This window comes from Rhizobium sp. BK176, from assembly GCF_024808055.1.
In genome coordinates, this window is sequence record NZ_JANUBV010000001.1 from 70,485 (window position 1) to 92,575 (window position 22,091).

Annotated in this window: 25 protein-coding genes; 11 read left to right on the forward strand and 14 right to left on the reverse strand. The window is 59.5% G+C overall.

Annotated features, from left to right (window positions below; translation table 11 throughout):
- Nucleotides 1–62: 62 nt before the first annotated feature.
- Entirely contained in the window at nt 63–473 is a 411-nt protein-coding gene (locus tag FHT76_RS00455) for a hypothetical protein (protein WP_259183536.1), read from the reverse strand.
- A gap of 63 nt (nt 474–536) precedes the next feature.
- A complete protein-coding gene (locus FHT76_RS00460) occupies nt 537–938 on the reverse strand; it encodes a hypothetical protein (RefSeq protein WP_259183537.1) in 402 nt (133 codons plus the stop codon).
- 180 nt (nt 939–1,118) lie between these two features.
- On the opposite strand from FHT76_RS00460, the gene FHT76_RS00465 reads away from it, so the two are divergent.
- Together FHT76_RS00465 and FHT76_RS00470 are read left to right on the forward strand one after the other, a co-directional pair.
- Nucleotides 1,119–1,946, forward strand: a complete 828-nt coding sequence (locus FHT76_RS00465) for a helix-turn-helix transcriptional regulator (protein ID WP_259183538.1) — start codon at nt 1,119–1,121, stop codon at nt 1,944–1,946.
- 111 nt (nt 1,947–2,057) lie between these two features.
- Nucleotides 2,058–2,657 (forward strand): hypothetical protein, encoded by a 600-nt coding sequence (locus tag FHT76_RS00470; RefSeq protein WP_259183539.1) that lies wholly within the window; start codon nt 2,058–2,060, stop codon nt 2,655–2,657.
- Nucleotides 2,658–2,742: 85 nt separating this feature from the next.
- Here FHT76_RS00470 and FHT76_RS00475 read toward each other — a convergent pair whose 3' ends face one another.
- From FHT76_RS00475 to FHT76_RS00495, 5 genes are all read right to left on the reverse strand, one after another.
- Complete coding sequence (locus tag FHT76_RS00475; protein WP_259183541.1) at nt 2,743–3,822, reverse strand: hypothetical protein; 1,080 nt, start codon at nt 3,820–3,822, stop codon at nt 2,743–2,745.
- The gene (locus tag FHT76_RS00480) at nt 3,819–4,490 is read right to left on the reverse strand and encodes a hypothetical protein (RefSeq protein ID WP_259183542.1); all 672 of its coding nucleotides are present in this window, start codon (nt 4,488–4,490) and stop codon (nt 3,819–3,821) included. Before FHT76_RS00480 ends, FHT76_RS00475 begins: the two co-directional genes overlap by 4 nt.
- A 377-nt stretch (nt 4,491–4,867) precedes the next feature.
- A complete protein-coding gene (locus tag FHT76_RS00485; protein WP_259183543.1) occupies nt 4,868–5,992 on the reverse strand; it encodes a hypothetical protein in 1,125 nt (374 codons plus the stop codon).
- The gene (locus tag FHT76_RS00490) at nt 5,989–7,050 is read right to left on the reverse strand and encodes a hypothetical protein (protein ID WP_259183545.1); all 1,062 of its coding nucleotides are present in this window, start codon (nt 7,048–7,050) and stop codon (nt 5,989–5,991) included. The genes FHT76_RS00485 and FHT76_RS00490 overlap by 4 nt, the downstream gene beginning before the upstream one ends.
- A gap of 56 nt (nt 7,051–7,106) precedes the next feature.
- Nucleotides 7,107–8,120, reverse strand: a complete 1,014-nt coding sequence (locus FHT76_RS00495) for a hypothetical protein (RefSeq protein ID WP_259183546.1) — start codon at nt 8,118–8,120, stop codon at nt 7,107–7,109.
- 121 nt (nt 8,121–8,241) lie between these two features.
- On the opposite strand from FHT76_RS00495, the gene FHT76_RS00500 reads away from it, so the two are divergent.
- Entirely contained in the window at nt 8,242–8,793 is a 552-nt protein-coding gene (locus FHT76_RS00500; protein ID WP_259183548.1) for a hypothetical protein, read from the forward strand.
- 3 nt (nt 8,794–8,796) lie between these two features.
- On the opposite strand, the gene FHT76_RS00505 is transcribed toward FHT76_RS00500, so the two are convergent.
- Nucleotides 8,797–9,762, reverse strand: coding sequence for a hypothetical protein (locus tag FHT76_RS00505; protein WP_259183549.1), 966 nt, complete (start codon nt 9,760–9,762; stop codon nt 8,797–8,799).
- A gap of 308 nt (nt 9,763–10,070) precedes the next feature.
- Between FHT76_RS00505 and FHT76_RS00510 the strand changes: the two genes are divergently transcribed.
- Nucleotides 10,071–10,298 carry a hypothetical protein gene (locus FHT76_RS00510; protein ID WP_259183551.1) on the forward strand — a complete coding sequence of 76 codons (228 nt, stop codon included), beginning with the start codon at nt 10,071–10,073 and terminating at the stop codon, nt 10,296–10,298.
- Nucleotides 10,299–10,305: 7 nt separating this feature from the next.
- On the opposite strand, the gene FHT76_RS00515 is transcribed toward FHT76_RS00510, so the two are convergent.
- Complete coding sequence (locus FHT76_RS00515) at nt 10,306–11,364, reverse strand: hypothetical protein (protein WP_259183552.1); 1,059 nt, start codon at nt 11,362–11,364, stop codon at nt 10,306–10,308.
- A gap of 74 nt (nt 11,365–11,438) precedes the next feature.
- Nucleotides 11,439–11,618, reverse strand: coding sequence for a hypothetical protein (locus FHT76_RS00520; RefSeq protein ID WP_259183556.1), 180 nt, complete (start codon nt 11,616–11,618; stop codon nt 11,439–11,441).
- 303 nt (nt 11,619–11,921) lie between these two features.
- On the opposite strand from FHT76_RS00520, the gene FHT76_RS00525 reads away from it, so the two are divergent.
- Nucleotides 11,922–13,232, forward strand: coding sequence for a hypothetical protein (locus FHT76_RS00525; protein ID WP_259183558.1), 1,311 nt, complete (start codon nt 11,922–11,924; stop codon nt 13,230–13,232).
- On the opposite strand, the gene FHT76_RS00530 is transcribed toward FHT76_RS00525, so the two are convergent.
- Nucleotides 13,233–13,892: a hypothetical protein gene (locus FHT76_RS00530; RefSeq protein ID WP_259183559.1), complete on the reverse strand. Its 660-nt coding sequence runs from the start codon at nt 13,890–13,892 to the stop codon at nt 13,233–13,235.
- 221 nt (nt 13,893–14,113) lie between these two features.
- On the opposite strand from FHT76_RS00530, the gene FHT76_RS00535 reads away from it, so the two are divergent.
- Genes FHT76_RS00535 through FHT76_RS00555 form a run of 5 tightly spaced genes read left to right on the forward strand, consistent with a single transcriptional unit; the run spans nt 14,114 to nt 16,101 of the window.
- Nucleotides 14,114–14,419 carry a hypothetical protein gene (locus FHT76_RS00535; RefSeq protein ID WP_259183560.1) on the forward strand — a complete coding sequence of 102 codons (306 nt, stop codon included), beginning with the start codon at nt 14,114–14,116 and terminating at the stop codon, nt 14,417–14,419.
- A 49-nt stretch (nt 14,420–14,468) separates the two neighbouring features.
- A complete protein-coding gene (locus FHT76_RS00540; RefSeq protein ID WP_259183561.1) occupies nt 14,469–15,437 on the forward strand; it encodes a hypothetical protein in 969 nt (322 codons plus the stop codon).
- Nucleotides 15,438–15,445: 8 nt separating this feature from the next.
- On the forward strand, nt 15,446–15,694 hold the full coding sequence (locus FHT76_RS00545; protein WP_259183562.1) for a hypothetical protein: 249 nt from the start codon (nt 15,446–15,448) through the stop codon (nt 15,692–15,694).
- Nucleotides 15,691–15,942: a hypothetical protein gene (locus FHT76_RS00550; protein ID WP_259183564.1), complete on the forward strand. Its 252-nt coding sequence runs from the start codon at nt 15,691–15,693 to the stop codon at nt 15,940–15,942. The genes FHT76_RS00545 and FHT76_RS00550 overlap by 4 nt, the downstream gene beginning before the upstream one ends.
- 12 nt (nt 15,943–15,954) lie before the next feature.
- Nucleotides 15,955–16,101, forward strand: a complete 147-nt coding sequence (locus tag FHT76_RS00555; RefSeq protein ID WP_259183566.1) for a hypothetical protein — start codon at nt 15,955–15,957, stop codon at nt 16,099–16,101.
- Between the two features lie 34 nt (nt 16,102–16,135).
- On the opposite strand, the gene ileS is transcribed toward FHT76_RS00555, so the two are convergent.
- Entirely contained in the window at nt 16,136–19,030 is a 2,895-nt protein-coding gene (gene ileS, locus FHT76_RS00560) for an isoleucine--tRNA ligase (RefSeq protein WP_259183568.1), read from the reverse strand.
- 336 nt (nt 19,031–19,366) lie between these two features.
- On the opposite strand from ileS, the gene FHT76_RS00565 reads away from it, so the two are divergent.
- Nucleotides 19,367–20,377, forward strand: a complete 1,011-nt coding sequence (locus FHT76_RS00565; protein ID WP_259183570.1) for a hypothetical protein — start codon at nt 19,367–19,369, stop codon at nt 20,375–20,377.
- 58 nt (nt 20,378–20,435) lie between these two features.
- On the opposite strand, the gene FHT76_RS00570 is transcribed toward FHT76_RS00565, so the two are convergent.
- Together FHT76_RS00570 and FHT76_RS00575 are read right to left on the reverse strand one after the other, a co-directional pair.
- Nucleotides 20,436–21,452, reverse strand: a complete 1,017-nt coding sequence (locus FHT76_RS00570) for a hypothetical protein (RefSeq protein WP_259183571.1) — start codon at nt 21,450–21,452, stop codon at nt 20,436–20,438.
- A 210-nt stretch (nt 21,453–21,662) separates the two neighbouring features.
- On the reverse strand, nt 21,663–22,088 hold the full coding sequence (locus FHT76_RS00575) for a hypothetical protein (protein WP_259183572.1): 426 nt from the start codon (nt 22,086–22,088) through the stop codon (nt 21,663–21,665).
- Nucleotides 22,089–22,091: the final 3 nt, after the last annotated feature.

Genomic DNA, 22,091 nt, shown 5'->3' on the forward strand with positions numbered 1-22,091 from the left:
AGCCATGATCGATAGATAGACGTCGGCGGGTGCGACGTCAAGCCTGCACCCGCGCGAAGCTTTCAGGCTGCCTTTGTCTCTACCGGAGTGAGCTGGTTCACCGCGTAGGTTTCCTTGCCGCCGTTCGCGAAAGCAAGCACGACGTTGTAACCGCGCTCGCCGACCTCGATGACGATGCCTTCAGCGCCGGCAGGCGTGGTCCATTTGGTCTTAATTAGTTCCATGTAGTAATGATCTGCGATCTTGCGCCGTGCCGCATTCTCCCAGCGACGGCTCTTCTTCACCCACAAGAGAACGCCGAGCATCGGAACAAGTGGCAGCGCCATCGCGGCGACAGGCAGGTCGTTCTGGAAAACAGGGATACAGGGCAGCATCATCAGCGATCCGACCACCGCGATCATCGGAACATGGTCGCGAATGCCGCGCCTGTCGAGCCTGTCTTCAAGGGTTTTGATTTCGTTGACGTCGGACAATTCCGGTTCTCCATGATCGACTAACCAGATTGTTGTCTTGATTTCATGGCGTGTCTACGAGGATCACGAGGTTGGTGTATCGATCCGCATGTACTTGATGACGTCGGCTAACGGACCCCTGAAATGGTCGAGACGGCGGAACATCTTCTTCGCCACCTTCCAGTGTCCCGTGTCCGCTTCCTCCCATGTACTCCATCGCCAACACTCCAAGCCGCGAAACTCCACCTTCAACCTTTGGGTCTCTTCTTCGAAGTCGTCGGTGAGGTAGGTCATCGTCTCGAAGAGGAGGGGAGGGCCGCTCCCGAGGAAGTTCTGGTCGACACCCAGGAACAGTGTCTTGATCCGTATGACGCCGTTGTCGGTCGTTGCAAGAATGAGGTCCGCCGTCTCCATCCATTGCTCCCACTTGGAGTAGTCGGGCTCCGGCACGACGTCGTGGTGGTCTAGGATGTAGTTTTCGAGCATGGGGTCCTTCCGCAAGGGTGGCCTTCCTAGCAAATCGATTCCTTTTCCGCCACAGCCTTCGTCCTGGAACGTTAACCAATCCATTACACACATTGATACCCACACAATGTGTAAGACCGATTGACAGCTTTCCACAACCTGGGTATCAGTCCTGGCGAAACGTCGTCTAAGGAGAAGTCGGTGGCTGCCAATAACCTCAAGTCCAAACGTCAGGAACTTGAAATGACGCAGAAGGCGGTTGCCGACGCGGTCCACATCAGCCAGCAGCATCTACAGAGGCTCGAGGCCGGCACCAGTCCTGTGAAGATCAAACTCGCCGAAAAGATCGCGACGGTTTTGAATTGCACGATCGACGATCTCTTTCCAAGGTTGGCTGAGGTCGTTCGACGCGATCATGGCCTTCTTGCCACCGACGACGCCGAGGCGCGCCGGATGCTGAACGAGTGGGATCGAGCAGGCATCGACATCGACGGCAGCGGCTGGATGATCATTTGGAGAATTCCGAAAGAAGGAACGCATACCGCCAAGATCAACGGCCTGGTGGCCCGGACCCTCATGGCCGATCTCGACAGCAAGCTCGCTAGCGGCTTTCTGATTTTCGACAGTCCGACACATCGGCATGCTGTCGCGATCGCACCTGAGATTCCCATCGAATTTCGACGCATCGTCGATAGCGAGGGCGACGATGATGACGATGCGGAATTGCCCCGCGATTATCGCACCGTCAAGGTCTACCGCCGTGGCAACGATTACTCCGACCACTACGAAGTTCAACCCGACGAGGGCTTCCTGTCCGAAGCGGGGACGAAGCGGGTTCAGGTGCAGCAGCTGTTCCAGGCCTTGGAAGGCGGTCTGCGGCCGCGGATTTCGCTTGTCCACGGCTATGACAACGAGAATCCCGAGGATGCGACGATCTCCTACATCGGAGTGGCGTCGATCCTTGCAGTTTCCGCACCGCTCTCGGTCGTCGATCCGGCCTTCCGGCAGGAACTCGAAAAAGCGGAGTGATCTCTTTCGGAAAGCGCGATTCCGTCTACATGATTGGGTCGCCGTTTCCGCCTTCCCGCGGACCCCGATCCGGAGAACAATCGTGGTATTCGACAGATCGGAGACCACGAATTGCGGGACGAAACCATCCAGCTTCCAAAGACCTTCCCACCTGAACTGGTAGAGGTAACCCGTCTCATCCACGGCATCCCTGGAAGCTCGCTATCGCGCCGCGAGATCACCGATATCATCGAAGTGACGTGGGGTCGCGAGACCAACGCCATCGTCGAAATCTACATCAATGGCGTGTTTGTCGACGACCGCAGCAGCTTTTGCGACTTCGGCATGCTCGGCAGCTGCATCGACAGCGCGCTGGAGGAATGGAACGAACTCGTCGAAGGGTACGGCGCGACCAAAGATGACCGCTTCGAGGTCAGCATCGCGGCATGGATCACCGACGTCCCGACCCTCGGATACGCGCACGATGACGTCTTCAGGCACAAGCGCTATCATCCGTTACCGAAAGAGGGCAGCGCGTTTTTCATCGGCGTCCCTGAAGCAGGTCTCGACAGCGTGCAGCCCGAAGACCTTCGCACGCTTCGCAGCGTCGAGCATTCGAGGATGAAGATCAGGTCTTCGCTATGGTCCGACGACGAAAACAAGGCAGCCACGGCCGCCTTCCTCATGCGCATTTCCGAAGACGTCCGGACGGTGTCTCTCGACGCAGCATAATGGCGCAGGCGCGTCCACTTCTTCGACCGTGAAGGCGATCAGACGCCAGTTCCTTATCCGACTTTATTTCTAGCGGAGCAAGCGCTCACCGCTTCATTCCGAGATTTCCGATCGTAGTCCCGATATCCAACGTGATTTCCGACGAAGCCCACAGGTCCACGGATGCCTCGAGCTTGGACGTCCAATCGAGACCGGCCGCTTGCACGCGCTCCAGGAGGACCGGTATGACCTGCGACATGGCTTCTTCCAGCATGCCCACGTTGTGGTCGGACTCGAAAATCGTGATCGCTTCGTGGAGGTCGTACCAGGCGTTGGCGGCATCCCGTCCTATGGTATCGAGGTATGGCCTCGTCGCCGTGCGCGCGTAATACGCCGTGCGCGTCGCAAGCTCGTGGACGCTGTTGAACTCGAACGCCTGCGGCAGGTGAACGATTGGATTCCTTGCCTCGACCCGCTGTAACGGGGCCCCGCTCGCGACTACGAAGTCCTCGATCTTGTCGTGTTCGTCTGGCCGTGCGCGGAGGATTTCGCTCGGCGCTCCATCGAGCCTCTCATGCGGAGCCAGCTCGATCTCGATCGATACGCCCGGAAACGGCAAACGCCACGCCCTGGCCACCAGCCGCGGCTCGGCGACAGCGATATAGACCGCGCCGTCGATGATCAGGAAACGGGCAGCCACCTCTTCCGCGTAGGCGCGTTCGTCCTGCTCCTCCGACCTTACAATCGTTACATCATTTTGCCCGTCCAGCTTGGAGGTCGTATCTCCGCCGAAGTACCATTCCTCAATAGCCTTCGCCCTTGGATCGTCAGATTCGTACCGGTCAAAATCCTGAAAATGCCGCAGCGCAGTGTGCCGGTTGTTTTCTTGTGTCGGCAGCTCTTCCACCGGAAACGCGCGCGTGTAGTCGGCGGATCGTCCCATGGTCCCGAACGGGGTGTAGAATTTGCCATCCATGAAGCGAACTTCGCGACGATACACCTCGCCGCGGTCATGGGCGTAGCCGTCGACTACGACGTGTTCCCATTCCATCGCGAGCGGAGCCTGAGCCGACGAAACTTCCGGGATAACCCAACCGACGAAACCGATCTTGGCCACTGTCTTCTGGGTTTTCCATCTCGATGTGGTTGCCTCCACGTTGTAGGCGAATGGCAGCTCAAATCTCATCTTCCCGGTCCTCCCATAGGCTTCGGCTGAGGTCCCGCGCCAGCCGTCATCTCTTTTTCGAATTGCCGCGCCCAACCCGCAACAATTCCGATATCGCGTCTCGATATGTTGTCACGCACCGAAGTCGATAGTTGTTCAACGATGTCGAGCATATGCTCGTGGCGAAAATCGCCGCGAACGTCGTGTCCGAAGCTATTGTCCAATTTGCCCAGGGGCTCGGACATTTCCCTTAGTTCTACCCAGCTGGTTACTTGTTCGCGATCCAGCGTCCCGACATATTCTTTTAGTTCTCCCACAATCCGGCGGGCCAAGACTTCCGTCAACGAATCGGAAGCTCGGAACGTAAACAGTTCCGGGTGGTCGACCCGTTCCACGGCTTCTTCGTCCAGCATTTCGATGCCATGAAGCTCGACCAGGCGACGCACCGTGTCGGTCGCCGTCAGCGGGAGTATGTACTCGCCGGGAAAATTGTTTCTCCCGTTCTCGTTCCAGTGGATGCCACCGAAGTAGACGCCAAGCTTCGCAAATTTCCCGAACACATGGAGCTTAAGCTTTGGCTCCGGAACCTTTCGGCATACAATCCCATCGACCACCACCAAAGACGTGGCTACCCGCGACGCACGGTTGATGCGGCCAGCGCGGTCGTACCCAGCCTCGGAAACGTCCAATCCAGCCCATCTATCCTCGCCGGTGGCAAGAGCCTCCATGCATGCCTTGTGTATGGGTTCCCCCGTGTTCATTGGCATCAGCGCCATAAGGACGAGAGCTTTTGCGGACTTCTTTTTGGAAGGTGTCGGAAGGTCGTCGACCGACACGGCGCTACGCGGTCCACATCCCAGGGGAACAAGGAAACTCCCTTGGGAGTGCCTGCAGGGTATCGTTTTCCCGTCGCCTTGCTGACCCTTCCAGTTTTTCCACTCCGCGACCACGGGAGCATCGACGCCGGAGATCACCGATGCGTCGGCATCGATGAACTCGACGACGGCCGGCCGGGTGGTCTTTGGCGACGCCTCCCCGCGGTAGTAGCCAAAAGGGATGCTTATTTTCACAGCGACAGCCCCTGGCTCGCCGATGTGGACGGCGCTTTCTCCGACCCGAGTTGCGACAGACTTTCGATGATTTCCGATATCACTTCGTCCTTTTTGCCCTCGAACTCTTCCGCGAGCAGCGGCACGTGAGTGGTCAGCGCCTCGTCGATGAGAGACCTGTCTCCGGTTTCGCGGAAGCGTATGCCCGCGTCGCGCGCCTCCAGGAACGCGGCGAACACGGAGCGTGACTGGGTCCCCATCTCTGGAGCCATGGAACTGACCGCGAAATCCACCAGTCGAACGCGCGCGTTCAGGTCCCAGTCGGACGTGAACACGGATGGATCGTGGACGACGACGTTCCTGAAGGCGTAAACGACATTCCTTGATGCCGCTTCTTCTGCGAACGCCTGTAGCTCTGTCGGCGAAAAGAACGTCGTGAGCCAAGGTGATCCGACGTGCCGCCTGGCGAGCGGGAAGATGCAGTCGCTGACGTCGGACGGCCCGAAATAGACTTCGGCGAATGGATTGAACGTCTCGCCTTCGCCGCCGGGGATCGGGTCCTCGCGCCTGAGCATGAAACGCGGCTCCTCTATTCTGATCCAGAGGTCGCGCTTCACGACGAGGCAGTCCTGCAGGAGCTTGGTCGCCGCCGAACGACGATCTTCCTCGGTTGAAGCGACGATGCTCTCGACTTGGCTTTCGAGGACCGCGGGAATAAAGAACCCTTCCTTGAGAACCGTGCCAAGCGCCCGGGCCTCCTCGATGGCGAGGGGTGTCCCGAGGCGGGCCTGGCTGAGGGTGTGAAGCTTGACTGACATCGACGTCTTCATTCCCGCCCGGTTCGGGAGGTCACCTTTTTCGAACACTTCGCTCCGGTAGTTGGCGGGAAACGAGTCGTGGGCCGACATCGCAGGCAGGTAGAACTTTCCGTCGAAGAAACGGACCTCGTGCCGCAATGCATCTGGGCCAGCATTCACGCTCCACGACAGGACAACAGGTGCGTCGACCAGCGAGACCTCCTTCACCATGCCCTCGACATGGCCTGTCCTTGCGAACTTCTGACCGATGGTAGAACGCTTCCGGCGGACAACGGCATCCACCAGATATGCATAGGGCATGACGTAAGGACGTTCGAGGATCATCGCTTGAGACTTTCCCCGAAGGAGACGCTGATCGTTCCTTCGCCCCAGTCACCGAGGCCCGCCTCGATGGCGTTCGAAACCTTGGGATCGATCGTGCCGACACGCTCGGCCAGCAGCGGCAAGGCGTCGTCCGCGAGGTCCTCGATGATCGAGCGGTCGCCGTTTTTAAGGAATGTCCACCAGCGCTCGCGAATGACGACCCAATCCTCGATCGTCGCTCGGTCGAAGCGCGCGATTCCAGCTTTAAGGCCTTCGAAGGCGTACTCGACGGTGCGCAGCGCGGCATCGAATTCGGCGTCGAAGGTGAAGACGACCGGGATATGGATTTCCGGCTCTCCATCGATCCTGATATCGAGCGGGAGACCGAAATCGCGGGCGACATCGAGTGCGCGAGCCATCTCGGTCAGCGGGAAGAATTTCGTGTTCAGCGGATCGGAGACGAGGATGCCTTCGTCGAGATCGATCGGCTTTCCAAAACGACGCGCGCCCGTATGGACGGAGACGCTAACGTTCGGCGACCCGCGCAGAAGATGGTTCGATACCGCAATGACCGGCTCCTCGACACGTCTGAAGAGGATGCCGTCGATGGAGACTAGGCCGGCGGCCGTTTCTTCGGCCTTGGCCCGTTCGGCATCTTCCTCGGAACTGACGAGCGACTTGATGTCGTTGACTTGCGGAGCACCCTTTGGAGTCGGACCTGTGAAGTTCGCGATATCATGCCAGGCCTGATCGGTGAGCGGATAGCCATGCATAACCGCGATGCCACGGGCCGCGTCTTCGTCCATGCGGGAGATGTTGGAGAGCATGGATGCCGGGAATTTTTTAGCATCCCGCTGCAATTTCGCGGCCGGCACGTAGAAGCCACCATCGAAAGTCCTGACTTCGTGCAGACGGTTCGCGCCATTCGTCGATGCCCATGAAACCGCAACGGGAGCCATGTCGGCGCTGATCTCCCGGATGTCGGCCTCGACCGTCCCGAGGTAGTTCAGCGTCTGCGGGTTGCGCTTCTTGCCGACGACGGCTTCTGCGGCATAGATGAAGGGAAGCTGGATTTTCATGATGGTCTCCGATGTTGGGAGGACATTGCCATTCGCGGCCGCGGGCGACAAGCAGATCAGGGGCCGCCGAGTGGGCCTGCCGATGGGAGTTGACGCCCCGTTTCCTTTGTGACCCAGTCGAGCCAACCTACCGTCCTCGCCTCCAGTTTATCGGCGTTCGGCATGCCAAGGTCGAGAAATTCCCTGATGAGGTCAATCAGCTTTTCCGGGTCGCGACCCCGCGTCCTCATCGCCTCGGTTTCGTCCCTGAGATCGAGCCAGCACTGCACCTGTCCAGCCGTCATCTGATGGATGCGGTGTTGCGAAAGTTCGATGAGTTGCAGTCCGACAGTGATGGCGATGTCCGCCGCGGCGTCGAACACGAAAGCGTGGCCGTCGAATACAGTCACTTCATCGTACTGCTTGTCGATCGGAGCTCTGTGTTGAAACTCCCGGTCCGCGAACTCTTCCGCCCTTTCGGCATCGGCGATACTAAAGCGGGCGATATCTCCCCCGAAACGCCTGGCGTGAACCCGCATGTCGAAGTCGCATCTGACGAGGGTCTGTCCCGTCGATGTGACGGCAATGAAAGGTTCGTTTGCCTCGTAGTGAAGCTGGCCGTCGATGAGCAGCAGGCCGCGCGATGCCGCCAGCAGGTCCTGACGGCGTCTCTCGTTCACGGGTGTGAACGGCCCGAAGCCTCGCGCGTCCAAAAACCACTTCGGCGGGCTGCCTGCGTACCACAGCGCCAAATCTTCCTTCAGCGCGCCACCCATTACCTCACCATAGCCGCCATTCAATTCGAGATACAGAAGAAGATCAGACGGGGGCGAACCGGCCGGATTGCGCTGGATCGCGGCGGCATCGAGTGGAACCGTCCCGTTCGGGCCTATGGCCGGAAAGAAAAAACGCCCCTGGCGAAGCCTTATCGGGCGTGTCATCTGGCGGATCGCTATCAGGTCATCGTATTGTGCCACCACAGGTGCATCCATCCCAGAAACATCGGGAATCTCGATTTCCGTTTCGCAGATCAAACGAAAATCGCCGTCGTCTCGACGGCCAATCTCACAATAAGGAACGGTTAGACGCATTTGAAGCTCCTGTGACCGTATGACCTTGGCCCCTCGGGATGCGAATAGCAAACCGAGGGCACAGCAAAGCTTGCCAATTCCACAAAATGGCCTATGGATGCCTGCGAAAAGGGAGACTGGAATGCGAGGTCCTGGGCAATTCGGCAACTTCGACGATCGCTTCTGCGACGAATTGAAGACGTGGGTCGATGGACGTCGGGTCCTTGAGACATTTGCGGGAAACGGCCTGCTTGCCGCCGGCCTTGCGAGCCGCGGCGTCGATATCGTCTCCACGTCGCTGTTTTCGGGCCATGATTGCCATAATCTCGGCATGCACCACGACGTCGTCGAGATGGATGCAGTTGAGGCAGTTGACCGCTATGGCGACGGGCGCGACATCCTCCTGATGTGCTGGCCGACGACGGTCGAGGCGACGACACTGGCCGCCCTGAATTGGGGAAGGAAGCCCATCGTGTTCATCGGCGAGGTGACTGACTACAGCCTCGGTATGCGGGGGCTTGGCGGCTGCGCCACGGACCTGTTCTTCGATGTCACGGAGGAGACCGAGGTCTTTTCGACCTACCAGCCGCGCAACATGCTCGAGCGGGCAGCGGTGAGGACGCTAAGAAGTGACGCCAAAGCGATCGTCGCCAAAGCCATCGCGAACAGGCCCGCCTTCGGGTTTTTACTCTGACTGTCAGGGTGTGAGCTTGCGTCGGTCCGCCAGATCGAGCGAGATGGTGCTTTCCGACCACACTTCCAGGATGCCCGCGATCTCCCGGCGCTTTTCGATTGATCGAATGTAAGGCAGTAGACCCTCGACCGAGCGCACGACCTCCTCTTCCCAGCCTGCGTCCGATCGGTCGCCCCGTTCGAACACGCGCCTGGCCTCCAACCATCGGCCGACGATTTCGTCCTGTTGGTCACGGATTGTCGACGCAACGACCTCCAGCACATCCATGGCGGCCCGCTCGATGGCATGGCGCGCGCGGTCGAAGACGAAGGCTTCCGGAATGCGGATATCGAGCGATGCTCGATTGAAGTTTTGCATGACGTCCCCGACATGGGCCTCGCAATAGGCGTCCGCATCGGCGAGAGCGTTGATATTGAAGACCGGTGTCCGGGCCGGGTGGCCCCAAAGCGCGTTGACCCTCGACGCGTGATCCACCCTGTTGGTGATCACCGAAAGGAACGGCTGGACGTCGCGTGAAACGCCCAGCTTCGGCTCCTCGATCGGGAACCATAGCCTTCCGTCAAAAACCACCAAGCCTTCGGCGAACCGCTGGGCCTTCGCCAGGGCGCGCCCGCGTGTCCCCGAGTACCAATCCTTGACGTGAAAGGCGCTCGGTTTGCGATCAGCCTCAAAATTCGGCGTTCGGAAGAACTTCTGAAGTTCCTGTTCGATCGCCTGCGTCCGCTCATCGACCGACGCCATAAGTTCAGTGGCTATGCCCTTTGCGGCCGGGTTTCCTTCATGGGGGACGAATTCCTTTGCGAGGACACCCCCCGGATTAATTCCCTCGGACAAAAAAGTACCGTTGTGGTGCCTGAAGACCGACGGGTGTCCGTAGTGACTTTGGAAGGTGAGCGCGACCGGCATGTCGACGTCCTTCAGTTCGGGAACGTCGATTTCGAATGTCTCAAGGAACGTTTCCGTCCTCACGCGGTCCGTCCTACCCATCACGACATCGGCAGAGTAAAAAAATGGAAATTGGACGCGCATCGACAGGTACTCCGGAGTATTCCGCCAACAGTATCTCACGCCCCCGCAAGCTGCCACGGTGCGCTGTATGTGTTGTTTGTTTGTCTCGACCGCTTTGTTTGTTTCGTAGGAAACATACATACACCCAAACACAAACATACAATGCAATTTCAATGCCTTATCTCGACATTTTCCGATATTTCCGTTGACGAAAACCTGCCGTTCCTGTTGTCTCCGTACACGTTGAAACGATTGATGGAGATGAACCTATGGCCACCGTTTACAAGCAGGCAGCGGAAGCACTCGGCTGGAAATGGTCACATGCCCACGGCGGCTTCATCAACGAACGGTATCGTGACAACCCTGGCCACGAAAACGAGAATTCGTGGCAGTCCTACTGGGTCTGCGAGTGCGCCGAAGACGCTTGTGATCGGGACGACATTGCGACCGAAGAGCAGGCAGCGAAACTCCTCCAAGACCGGGCAGGCCTCCAGTAGGTCCGGTTCAAGGTGACGGCTTGGCCGCCGACGTCGAGACGCGCCCCTGTATCTCGTCCCACTCCTCCAATACTTCCTTCATCGCGACGCGCTGGGAAACGTCCTGAATGTGGGGAACAAGGGCGCGAACATGGCCCATGACTTCGGCGGGTTCGATCGACCTGATGCCGTCGCGAAGCGCGAGCCAAGACTGCACAGCGTCCGTGTCCATCGCGCCGACGCCGTCGGTTGCCCCGGCCAAAGCGGCAGCCGCCGACCGCTCGATGAAATCTTTGGCGGGATCGAAGGTCATCAGCTGCGGCAGGCGGCAGATGAATTCCCTCGCGTACTGCATTTCATTGTCGATGCCTCTGTTTGCCACGAACGCCAGCGCGCCGTCGATGTCGTCCGCCCTGAAGAAGCGGGTCTGCGCCGGCGACCCGACCTTGACGCCGAACGCTTCGCTGATCACCGTGCCGAAGCGCGTCGATCCCGACCAACCGAGAATGAAAGCAGGAGCCATGTTGCTGTCTAGCGACACGACGATCTTCGGCTCGTCGCAACGAAAGACGAGTTCGCCGTCGATCACGACCATTCTTTCCGCGAATTCCTGAGCTTCCAAAAGTCTCAGGGGACGGTCAGTCTCGGTGATGGATGAGAACCTCTCGGATGCAGGCCTGTTTTCCGCATCCCTTCCGCGATTGTACCACTCCAAAATGCTGGTGACGGATGACGGGTGACCGAGCGGTCCACGCTCGGAAAAATAAGCCTCGTACGCCGCTTTCGGGTTCCTGGCCGCCGGGGCGAGGCACGAAACGCTCAGGGATTTCTTGATGTCGCCGCGGCCCGCGTGCCATGGAGCGCTCCTGTAGAAGCTTCCGCCGCTTCCGATCCTCACGACATGCGGAAGGCCGCGTGTCGGCGGACCATCGATATAGAAGAAGGCGAACGGAAAGTCTTCGGTCGTCGCCTCCGGAATCTCGTGTTCGAAACTTTCGAGAAACGAAGCGGGTACAGGCAGGTCTGGAAAGCTGCCGGATGCCAGCACTCCTGAGGCCTTGTAGAAAAATGGAATTCGCACGCGCATCGGTCTTCTCCGTCTGACGGAGAAGTTATGGCATGCCAGGATGCCAGCGACTACAGCGGAAGGAACGATCTCTCCTATCGAGCGGAGCCGATGCGCTTCTGCCTCACGACGTCCAATCGATCCCGGACCTCTGCCGGCAGTTCCGCCCGGGCTGCTTTCCATTCCTGGCCTAGCTCCGCGGCCCGGCGGTCGCTCGCCGCGATCATCTCGGGTGTCATCGTCGCCGCGAAGACTTCTTCTGCCGGGATAGCCATCATATATCCTTTCGCGGGTCCCGTCTCAGACCCATCCGATTGCATTCGATCCAAAATAAGCCTATCCGCGCGACGGCGCAAAATGTTTCCATAAAATAGAAGACCCCGAATGTAAGGTGTTGACATGTATCGGTCGATGTCATTAATTACCGCTTAGGGCCGCCGGGCCTTCCACTCCCGTCCGAAAGGATACGGTAAAACGGCATTTGGACTGCAGACCTCCGTCAAACATTCACCCTTGTGGCGATGGTGACGAAGCAACGGGAGACCTTCACTTCACCGCGATGCCACGAGAGGAAAGAAATGTCTGACCACACCCTTGGAATTCCCGTCCGCGATCTCGAAGCGGCACGCAAACGCGCGTACGCCCTCAAGGACAAAGCCGACGAACTCGGCTACAAGATCGTTCTGGCGCATACGTACGAGTTGCTCGGCACCGCTTGGGGTTTCAAAAACTGGGCGACCGTGAAGGCGCAGCTGGTCAAGTCTCCGGTCGTCGGCGATATCCAGATCGGCGTTGTCGACGATGAACCCGGTGCCGCCGCTGTTCGACTTCCGCTGTCCGACTGCATGAACCACGTCGAGATCGTCTCCAGCGCCGATCGCCACGCCACACAGGATTTCGTTTTGGCGACCGCCTCTTCGTTGATCAGGAACGGCAACGGGATGTTCTTCGCGTTCACGGGCGCGCAGAAAGAGTGCATCACGGAAGTCCGCTCCGCTGCGACGGCCGCCGGTCGAGAACACGACGTCAGGATCATCAATCTCAATCCTCTCCATCGCGAGAGGAAAGGGTGGAACCTGGACATCTACGAACTGCTCGGAAGGGACGATCTGGCCGCCCTCCTGTTCGAAAGCATGCTCGGCGATTTCGGCAAGGGCGACCCGCTCTATGATCACCGCATTCGGAGCGCCAAGTTTCTGACCTTGGCTCTCGCCGCCCTGTCCGAACTGCCGCAGGAGCATCGGTATCGGGTGAGCGCCAGATCGCTTCCTGAACATCTGAGCTTGGAAGCCTTGTGCGACTTGCACCGGGACGGTCCGTTGCCCGCATCCGTCTGTGAACCCCTGATCGACTACCTCTACCTTCAGGGCATCGATCTCTCGGAGAACCGCGACTACAAGCCTGATCGTGTAGCCAACGAGGCTCATCGCTTCTATCAGGAGGCCTTGCGCCAGGCGGCAGGTACGCACGCCGATATGCAGAAGTCGGCCCTGGCCCTCAACTTCGACATCGCCGAAGCCGTGCGGGAGGGCAAAATCATCGTCGCGCTTCTGCCGCACCCCGATGACATGGACGATGCATCGGCCACGTTTGTCCGCTCGCTTATGCGGACTATCGGCCGGGCAATCGTCGAGACGAAGCCAGAAGGCAATGTCTTCGCCACCGTTCTCGACGGTGCGGACGGATATCTTCGGGACGGCGACAGCGGTCAGTTCCTCGAAACGGCGAAGGCGGCGAACTCTCCGGCCTTTGTCTCCTCCCAGCGCCCGCTCTCCTTGCCTGGTCTGCGCGGGTCCGCGGCCATCCATGTCCGCAAGGGCCTCGGTCGGCCGCTCGAATGCGTTCTGGTAACGGACCGAGAGCGCACCGAGTTCGTTTTCCGTCCGTAGTCAGAACCGCCACTTCACGCAAAACAGCAACACCGTAGCGACGACCATGATCGGCGGCAGGCACACCATGGCCAGCCGCCGACCGACCTGTGGCGGCTTAGGTGGCGCTGGCCAGTCCTTCCTGAAGAATCCGAAGATTGGCTTCCCCTCGGCGTCCGCTTCGAGATTCCATAGCGCGCCTCCCGCGACATAGAGAAACGGCGACAACAGCAGGTTCGGAAGCCACATGGGCGTGTAGTGGCCGTCCCGCAGCAGGAGCCAGCCGTCATAGAACCACGAGGCGGAGAACAAGCAGGCGACGAGCGCAATGAACGCATGGCGCAATGGCCGTCGCCCTGTGGCGACGAGGTAGGACATTCCGACGGCCCACGGTGCCGTCATGTAGGTTAGGAGCGACATGCCACCGCCCGTCACGACGTCCCACGTGTCGTCGAAGGCGAACTGCCCGGCAAAGGTGACAAACAGTGCCGCAGGGACGAGAACCGCGATCTTCCACGGCATGCAGAGAAAGCCGAGATAGGCCCTCATCTCGGACCTTATCCGCCGATCCATTGCCGCGCCGACAAAGACGGCAGCGGAAACGGCGATCCAGATGACAAGGTAGACCAGGAATGGATACGGAAGATGCACGGCAATGCTCCAAGGGCGATTGGATTCCATCTTTGATCTTCACGCCTTCCAAAGCCATGCAAGCCTTCTAAACGAAGCTTCTCGAATCATTGGATTTCATGTCTAATCCCGGCTTAATCTTTCGGCCTTCGATCCCCAAATCCGTCGTTAAATCAAGACATCAAGTGTTGACAATATTGAAGACTCCAGATAATCAGGGCGTCATCTTCGAGCACCGTTTGCTCGATCCCGCCCGCGGTTTGAGATCAGCCATGAGTTCCGTTTCGAATGCCAGACCCCGCGATACGGCTTCTCAGTCGACGTCATCGTCCGAATGGTTGGTGGTTGCCGTCGCGGGACTGGCGGTTGGCGTCGCGGTTTTCTATTGGCAGTCGACGCGCCCCGAGAAGGTTTGCGTGGCCACGGAGCGTCACCTTGTCCCAATCTATGCGGCCGGACCCAAGCATCACATCAAAGGTCCCCTCACGGGATATGTCGATGATCAGGTCTGCGTAAAGTGGGAGGCGAAGCCTGCCGAACCCAATGAACCATTCAAGTGGCCTGCGCCGGTTTATTGATCGGCAAAACATACCGTCGTTGACTACGCCCCGAGGATGAGGAGCTGCAATGCATATTCCGTATAACGTTGCCTATCAGGCCAACTTCGTACTCAACGACGGCAAGCGCCCGACGTCCCGCGTCCTTTACGAAGCCGACAGCGTGGATGTCCCTGAGGTCTCCGGTACCGACGCTCCTGTCGTCGCATCTTGGAAAAGCACGGAAAATACGAACTATCCCGACGATTTCCTTGTCCGCACCTTTGATGGGCGGTTCTTCCAGCCGATCTGGCAGGGGTGGCCCTACAAAGACAAGCCCGCCGATCCCAAGGAGGCCTTCACCCTCTACCTCGCTCCAAAAGACAAGGCCGCCGCGATGCCGGCCGCCTCCAAGATCAGCTACAGCCTCGGGGATACGCGCGCGGTCAACGTGGCAGCCAAACGAGAGGTCGCCGATGGCCTCCTGATGGTTGACGGCCAGCCGTACAGAAAATGCGCGCAGCCGCGCATGATGCTGGAAATCCGCTACGACTCCCATGTCGTGACGATCCGGACGGACGCTTATAAATACGACAGCATGGGTGCGGTGAAGGGTATCGACACCCATATTATCGCGCCGCTCATGCACGAGGCTCGCTTGCTCGACATCGCCGCGCAACGTCCCGGCCGGGTTTGGAACCGCATCACCGATCTCGACATCCTGATGCCGGAGGTTCTCGATTTCGACACCAGAATCGAAGCCTGCGCGCGCACGGTTGCCCAAGGTGTCCTCGACAACCAGCGCGACATCTTCTTCTGGCCTCGTCCCGTCGCCGACGAACTTCTCGACATCCGCGAGCAGTATAGGCTCTGGCGCAAGTCTCCTGACGAAGTGAACGTCGCCGATCTTCTCGACCGTCTGTTCGCGCTCTACACGAGCTACAACCTCTACAATCAGCAGCAGCTTTGCGGCTTCCTCGCCAACTACGAGACGGTCCAGAAGAACCTACCCGAATACGATGTCGCCGTTCCCGTGGACGCGGCCCGCCGCGCGCCTTGAGGTCAACGATGGCACAAAGTACATATCGTTCGCCAGAGGGAAGACTGAAGGCCATTCGCCTCCATCCGCTTGTCTGGCGATTTGGATACAGAGACCGTGGTGACTGGATCAGCCTGTCGGAGAGTTCCTACTACCTCGGCCCCGTCGAGATCGTGGTGGATCGTGACACGATGATCACCTCGCGCGGGCCTAACTGGCGGGGCTGCACATGGTGGCCGAGAGTCCGAGACGCGAAGCGAAAGGATGGAAAGGCATGAGCAACCTACCTTGCAAAGGCTGTTGGTGGATCGAGAGCGGCCGCTGCTACCAGGACAAGCTCGCGGACGTTCACGGGCTGACGGAAGCGCCACGCAACGGTCTGTTCGCCGAGGGCAATGGCCTCGAGATCACCGATGCCCTCATCACCGCCTGCGTCGAGCGCGACGTACAGGAAAGGAAGTCGGCGGTTTACGGCCGACTTCTCTCGCATCTCGACAAAGTCGGCATCAAGGCCCGGATCGCTTAAAGGGAGATGGAGATGAAACCTAAGCACGATGACTGGTCTTGCGACCCAAGCAAATGGTCCATGGACAAGCTGCGTCGCGAACGCAAGAACGGCATGCCGGCGGTTGTGGCTGAATGGGATCGTCGGATGGCCGAGGCGGAAGCCGTCCCGAACGAATAAATGGCTGGCCTGCGTTTGCTGGCCAGCCATTTATTCAAGCCATCTCCCTCAGCGCGGCGGCGTCTCGCGCGGAAAGATCAGGATAGTCCGGATCGCTGCCGACATCTACCGACACGACCCATGACCGGGCGCACTTCGATCCCTTCGCCCGGCGTGCGACGACCGAGACACCCGGGAGAGCCTGATCGGTTACGCCTTCATCCGGCCCGCGACCTTCAAGCAGCTCCAGACCAGAGGTGACGCAGACCTCCGCGAGGTTGACACTGCGGAGCGTATTCAGCAGGGCCGCATCCTCGACATGTACCATCGGCCGCGCGTCGAGCGACGATCCGACGTCCCCGGTCTTTCGCGCCCTCTCCAGCGCCACGTTCACCAGCGATCGGCACGTCATGACGGTGTCCCACTTCCGGTCCAGATCGGCATCGACCCAAGCTCCCGGAACCTCCTCGAACTGCTCGAGATGGACGGACTCCGAAGTCGGATAAGCCGCCATCCACACTTCCTCCGCCAGGAACGGGAGAACGGGAGCCAGCCACTTCGCGAGGCAGTCGAACAGCTTGGACAGCACAGCGAAGCTCGCCTGCCGACGAAGGCTTGACGGGGCATCGCAGTACAGCGCGTCCTTGCGGACCACGAAGTAGAACGACGACAGCTCCACGTTCATGAATTCCGAGAGCGAGCGCACGACCCGCTTGAAATCCATTGAAGCGTAGCCTTCGCGCACCTCGACGTCGAGTTCGGTCAAGCGGTGAAGCATGAGCCGCTCGAGTTCGGGCAGCGCGGCAAGATCGACATCACGTCCGTCCCAGTGATCCAGCATGCCGACCATCCAGCGGAACGTGTTGCGCATCTTGCGATACGATTCCGACGCCGACTTGAGGATTGCCGGACCGACCCGGAGGTCATCCTTGTAATCGGACATGGCCACCCAAAGCCTCAGGACATCCGCGCCGTACTGGTCGACCACCGACTGCGGCGACAAGGCCTTGCCCGACGACTTCGCCATCTTCATGCCGTCCTCGCCCATGACGAATCCATGGGTCACGACCTTCTTGAACGGCGCATGCCCGCGCGTGGCGCAGCTCTCCAGTAGCGACGACTGGAACCAACCGCGGTGCTGGTCCGAGCCTTCGAGGTAGACGTCGGCCACAGGGCCGCCATTGCGCGGAGCGTCGAGAACGAAGGCGTGCGTGCAGCCGCTGTCGAACCAGACGTCGAGGATGTCGTCGACCATCGTCCAGCGATCGGCGTCGTCGCGGTGCGACAGGAAGCGGTCCTTGGCACCTTCCGAGAACCAGGCGTCGGCCCCTTCGTGCCGGAAGGCGTCGACAACCTTGCCGTTGGCGACGGGGTCGACGAGGACTTCGCCTTGGGCATCGTGGAAGACCGTGACCGGGACACCCCAACGGCGCTGCCGTGACAGAACCCAGTCGGGGCGGTCCTCCAGCATCCCCTTGAGCCTGTTGCGCCCGCTGGCCGGAACGAACTCGGTTTCCCCGACGGCCGCCAGGCCACGCGAGCGCAACGTCGTGCCGTCGCCGAGTTCCTTGTCCATGTAGACAAACCACTGCGGGGTGTTCCTGTAGACCACAGGCTTCTTCGACCGCCAGGAGTGCGGGTAGGAGTGCTTGTGTCGCGCACGCGCGACCAAGGCATCCGCCTGCATCAGGGCGGCGACCACGCGCTCGTTGGCGTCTCCCTTCTCGCCGTTGTCGTCGAGGACACGCGCCGCACCGCCTTCGGACGATGGCCCGAAGCCAGGAGCCGCATCCGTCAGGCAGCCGGCGTCATCCACGGTAAAGGGAACGACGGTCGACACGCCTTTGGCAGCGAGGAGCGGCGCATTCCTCATCCAGACGTCGAAGTCCTCGCGGCCATGTCCAGGGGCCGTATGAACGAAGCCGGTGCCGCTGTCATGAGTGACGTGATCGCCGACCAGCATGGATACCCGGAATGTGTAACCGAGCGCCGCAAGCGGATGTCGGCATTCCATCTCCTGCAGCTCGTCGGACGAGACATCGCGGACGAGCGATAGCGCAAGCTTCGCGCTCGCGGCGACCTTGTCGGCAAGCTCCAGCGACAGCAGGAACCGCTCTCCGACACCAGGGCCGTAGTCGCGTTCGACCGCCGTCACCTCGAAGAGACCGTAGCCGCCCTTGGGCGAGAAAGCGACAGCGCGGTTCGCGGGCAGGGTCCAAGGCGTGGTCGTCCAGACCACCACGAAGGCGGACAGGAGATCGTCGGCACCGGACGCCACGGGGAATTTCACCCACACGGCATCGCTCGTGTAGTCGAGGTGCTCGACCTCCGCCTCCGCCAGCGCCGTGCGCTCGACGACCGACCACATGACGGGCTTGGAACCGCGATAGACCTGACCGCTTTCAACGAGCTTCATGAGCTCGCCAGCGATCGTCGCTTCTGCATGGAACGCCATCGTCGTGTAAGGGTTGCGGAAGTCGGCCGAGACACCGAGGCGCTCGAACTCGGACGACTGGACACTGCGCCAGCGCTCGGCGAAGTCGCGGCACAGCGCGCGGAACTCGACGACCGGGACGTCATCCTTGGACTTTCCTTCAGCTCTGAGGGCCTCCTCGACCTTCCACTCGATCGGCAGGCCATGGCAGTCCCAGCCGGGAACATAGGCGGCGTCGAACCCTGTCATCTGGTGCGACCGGACGAGGACGTCCTTCAGCACCTTGTTGAGGGCGTGACCCATGTGTAGGTGGCCGTTGGCGTAGGGAGGGCCGTCGTGCAGCGTGAAGTTCGGCTTGCCGGCGGATGCGGCGCGAAGGCGGCCGTAAAGGTCCATCTGCTCCCATCGGGCGAGCAGTTCCGGTTCCTTTTCGGCGGATGCTGCCTTCATCGGCAGCTTGTTTACGGGGAGGGCGAGCGTCGACGAGTAGTCGTGCGACTTCGTTTCGGAAGACATAGCGATATCCTGCGTTTTCTATGCAGTGAGGGAATTGGTGAGAAATCGCGCAAACGCGCAAAACCTGGATACCACCGCGATTAGATCGAACGGTGGCCCAGGTAAGTAATTCGGATCGCTATGGCCCAAAAGTTTCTCATGGCAGCGACACTAACAGAAACTGGTAGCCGAATTCAAGGCTGAATCCAAAAAAAGACTTCGATGCCAGGCGGCCGCCCTAGTCCAATTTGATATCGACGTCTGGTTGACGATCCTTCGAAATCGAAGTCCACTATTTGTAGCACTTGGCCAAGCCAAGCATTCGACCCCAACCGTCCTAATCAGGAGACCGGACATATGCGCTTGGCAATCATCGCCGAGAAACCCTCAGTTACGGCTCGTTTCAGCCGAGTTCTAGCAGAATTCTATCCCGACGTTGATTTCTCAGAAGTCGCTGTCTTCCACCCGATGCTCGGCTGGTATGTTGGCCATCGCCGTTTTCAATTTCCGCGCGGCTTGAAGTGGCAGGATTTTCCTTTTGTCGGCGACACCGCATATCGAGCGATATCGATCGACGCAGCGCGCCCTGTCAAAGGCATCAAGGACATTTCCGCCCGACGTGTAATCTCGACCGAAGAGGGCCTGCAAGCTCTTCATACAGCCGACCTAATTCTTCTCCTCATGGACCCGTCCGCACAAAGCGTCCATCTGGCGGCGAAGTTCCTCGGTGACCATTTCGAGACCATTCCGTGGGAGCGGACGCTTTTCCCTTGGGTGCCGGACCTATCGGACAACGCAATGCGACAGTCTCTATCAGCAGCGCGGCGGCCTGACCAGTTCGCGATTCCACTCATCGAGATGGGTGATAACCTCCGCTTCTTCGACTACAACTTTCTAGTGAATTCGTTCGCCCTGTTGGGTCGTTCCGTCATGGAAGACGCAGGACTGCGCGGACCCGTACCATCCAAGTATGGCCTTCAGACACTATATGACGCTCGCCAGACTGGACCGCTCAACGACGGCCAACGGATTGATCGGATGAGCAGCTGGAAGGGAACTGGCAAATACAGACACCGGAAATACTACGGACTTGGTTCGTGCGCGTCGCGGGCGGCTATCCTCCAACAGCTGATTGAAGGCGGCTTCTTGGAGCGCAACGGCAAGAAGACCGACATCACAGACGGCGGCCGACGCTACCTCGACCTTCTTCATCCGAATTGCCTCGACAGCGATCTTCCGTTCCGGATCGCCGACTGGTCCGCGCTTCCGCCAGCCGAAGCGCGCGCGAAGATGACCCGCTATCTGCGGACCTTCTTCGGTAAGCAGAAGGTCTTCATCGAAACCAGGCGGAAATCGGGAAGCAACTGACGAAGCACGTTGGGGTGCGATGTCCTTCCTCGCATCCCAACCTAGTCGATGCCACGTGTTATCCAAGCCGATAGATGTCGATTTCCCGGTTGTCCAGCAGATCGAGGATTTCACCGTGCAGCCGACTACGCTTCCAATCTTCCCACGGGAGGCCTAGCGTCATCCGCGATCCGCGATATTTGGTTCGCTCGCTCAGCTCCATCAGCTTCCTGATGTGGAATTCAGGACTTCCTCGTTCGCCCAATACGGAGTTTGTCTTTATCGCCTCGGCGTACGCATCCGCGATCAATTCATGTTCATCGTCTGAGAACTTCCGCGGTATCATTCGAGCACTTTCCTTGCAGTGAAGCGCAAGGGTATATGCAACGTTCCAAAGCCGCTCTCCGTCCGAGTCGAAGCCGAACTCTGACGTATCGCATTCAATGGGAAGCCTGAGATCGACGACTTCGTCTCCGCTTTCGCAATATCTACGCGCATGTTCCAAGGCCTGTTCCCCTTGATCAATGGGGAACCATCTCCGCATCGAGTCATTGGTTTCCAGGTCGGGTAGGAGGGCATGAAAGACATACGCCTTGGGTCGTCGGAGATAGTCCGTCGATTCGACCTCCGCGTAATGCATGACCGCGATGCAAGGTTTTTTGACCTCGATCCAGACATGGTCACCAATGACCAACAGCCTTTCGCAGATGGCCCGGTAGTGACGATCGAGTTCCTCGAGTTCGGTCATGTCACAAGACTTGAGGTCTCCTTGCCACTCCCGAAATGGCGGTGCATCGTGTACACAGCCGCCGACCCATATTCGCTCGTCCCGGCAGTCTCCTCTCCTCATCCATCCATGTTGATACACGCATCGCCACAAGAAGTCCTCCATGAACTTGTAGAGGCGAGCTGGCGAGGTCGGATGGCCCGACATCGAGATAGTGTCGTAGCCGATTCCCGTCTCGAACATATTATGGGTATCGCTGGGCGGGGTTGTGCAGTGTGTTTCCAGATCACCGACCGCGCAAAAGCGCGAGTACAGCTTTCCTCGCCATCTCCGTAGTTCGAAGCGCTTCGCCCGCACCTTGCCGAACACGCCTGCGCGAGCGCGTAGGCGACCTTCGGCGTAGCTCGATTCACGTGCTGTCGACGCCTCCAACACGATGGACGTCTCTTCAGGGCTGACGACGGTCAAGCGGTGGGAATGCACATGGTTGCCGCACAGTGCGCGCTCCGACCTCCGACCCGACATGATGCCGTGCACTCGTATTGGAAACGCTACATCGATCTCCAGGTCAGACACTCCTTAGGTCTCATCCTCGGCAATGTTAAGCCGTTGACCGAGTTCAACAAGGTAACGCGCGTGTTCGCGCATGGCCTCCGCGCCTCTCGAGGCATCGGCTTCGCCATGTGCGGCCCGCATATTCATGACGACCGCCGCCAGATCGTAAAACCTGGCAAGTTCAATGAGGCAAGCGGCATTGGCGACGTACATGTGCGGACGGATTTCCATCCCGCGCCGCTCGCCAGCCACCATGCTGATCGCGAGGCCCACGGGCAGGAGAGGGACGATCTGGGAGAAGATCGGGAAATTACCGTCTCCCATCATGCCCGTCATCATGGTCCCGGCCGCCCTGACGTCGCCGTCTGAAATCCCGATGCGGGCCAGGTAGGCGAGGTGCGCCGCGATCTCTTCTCCTGACATGCTCCAGCGGTTCGAATCCGACGCCATCGT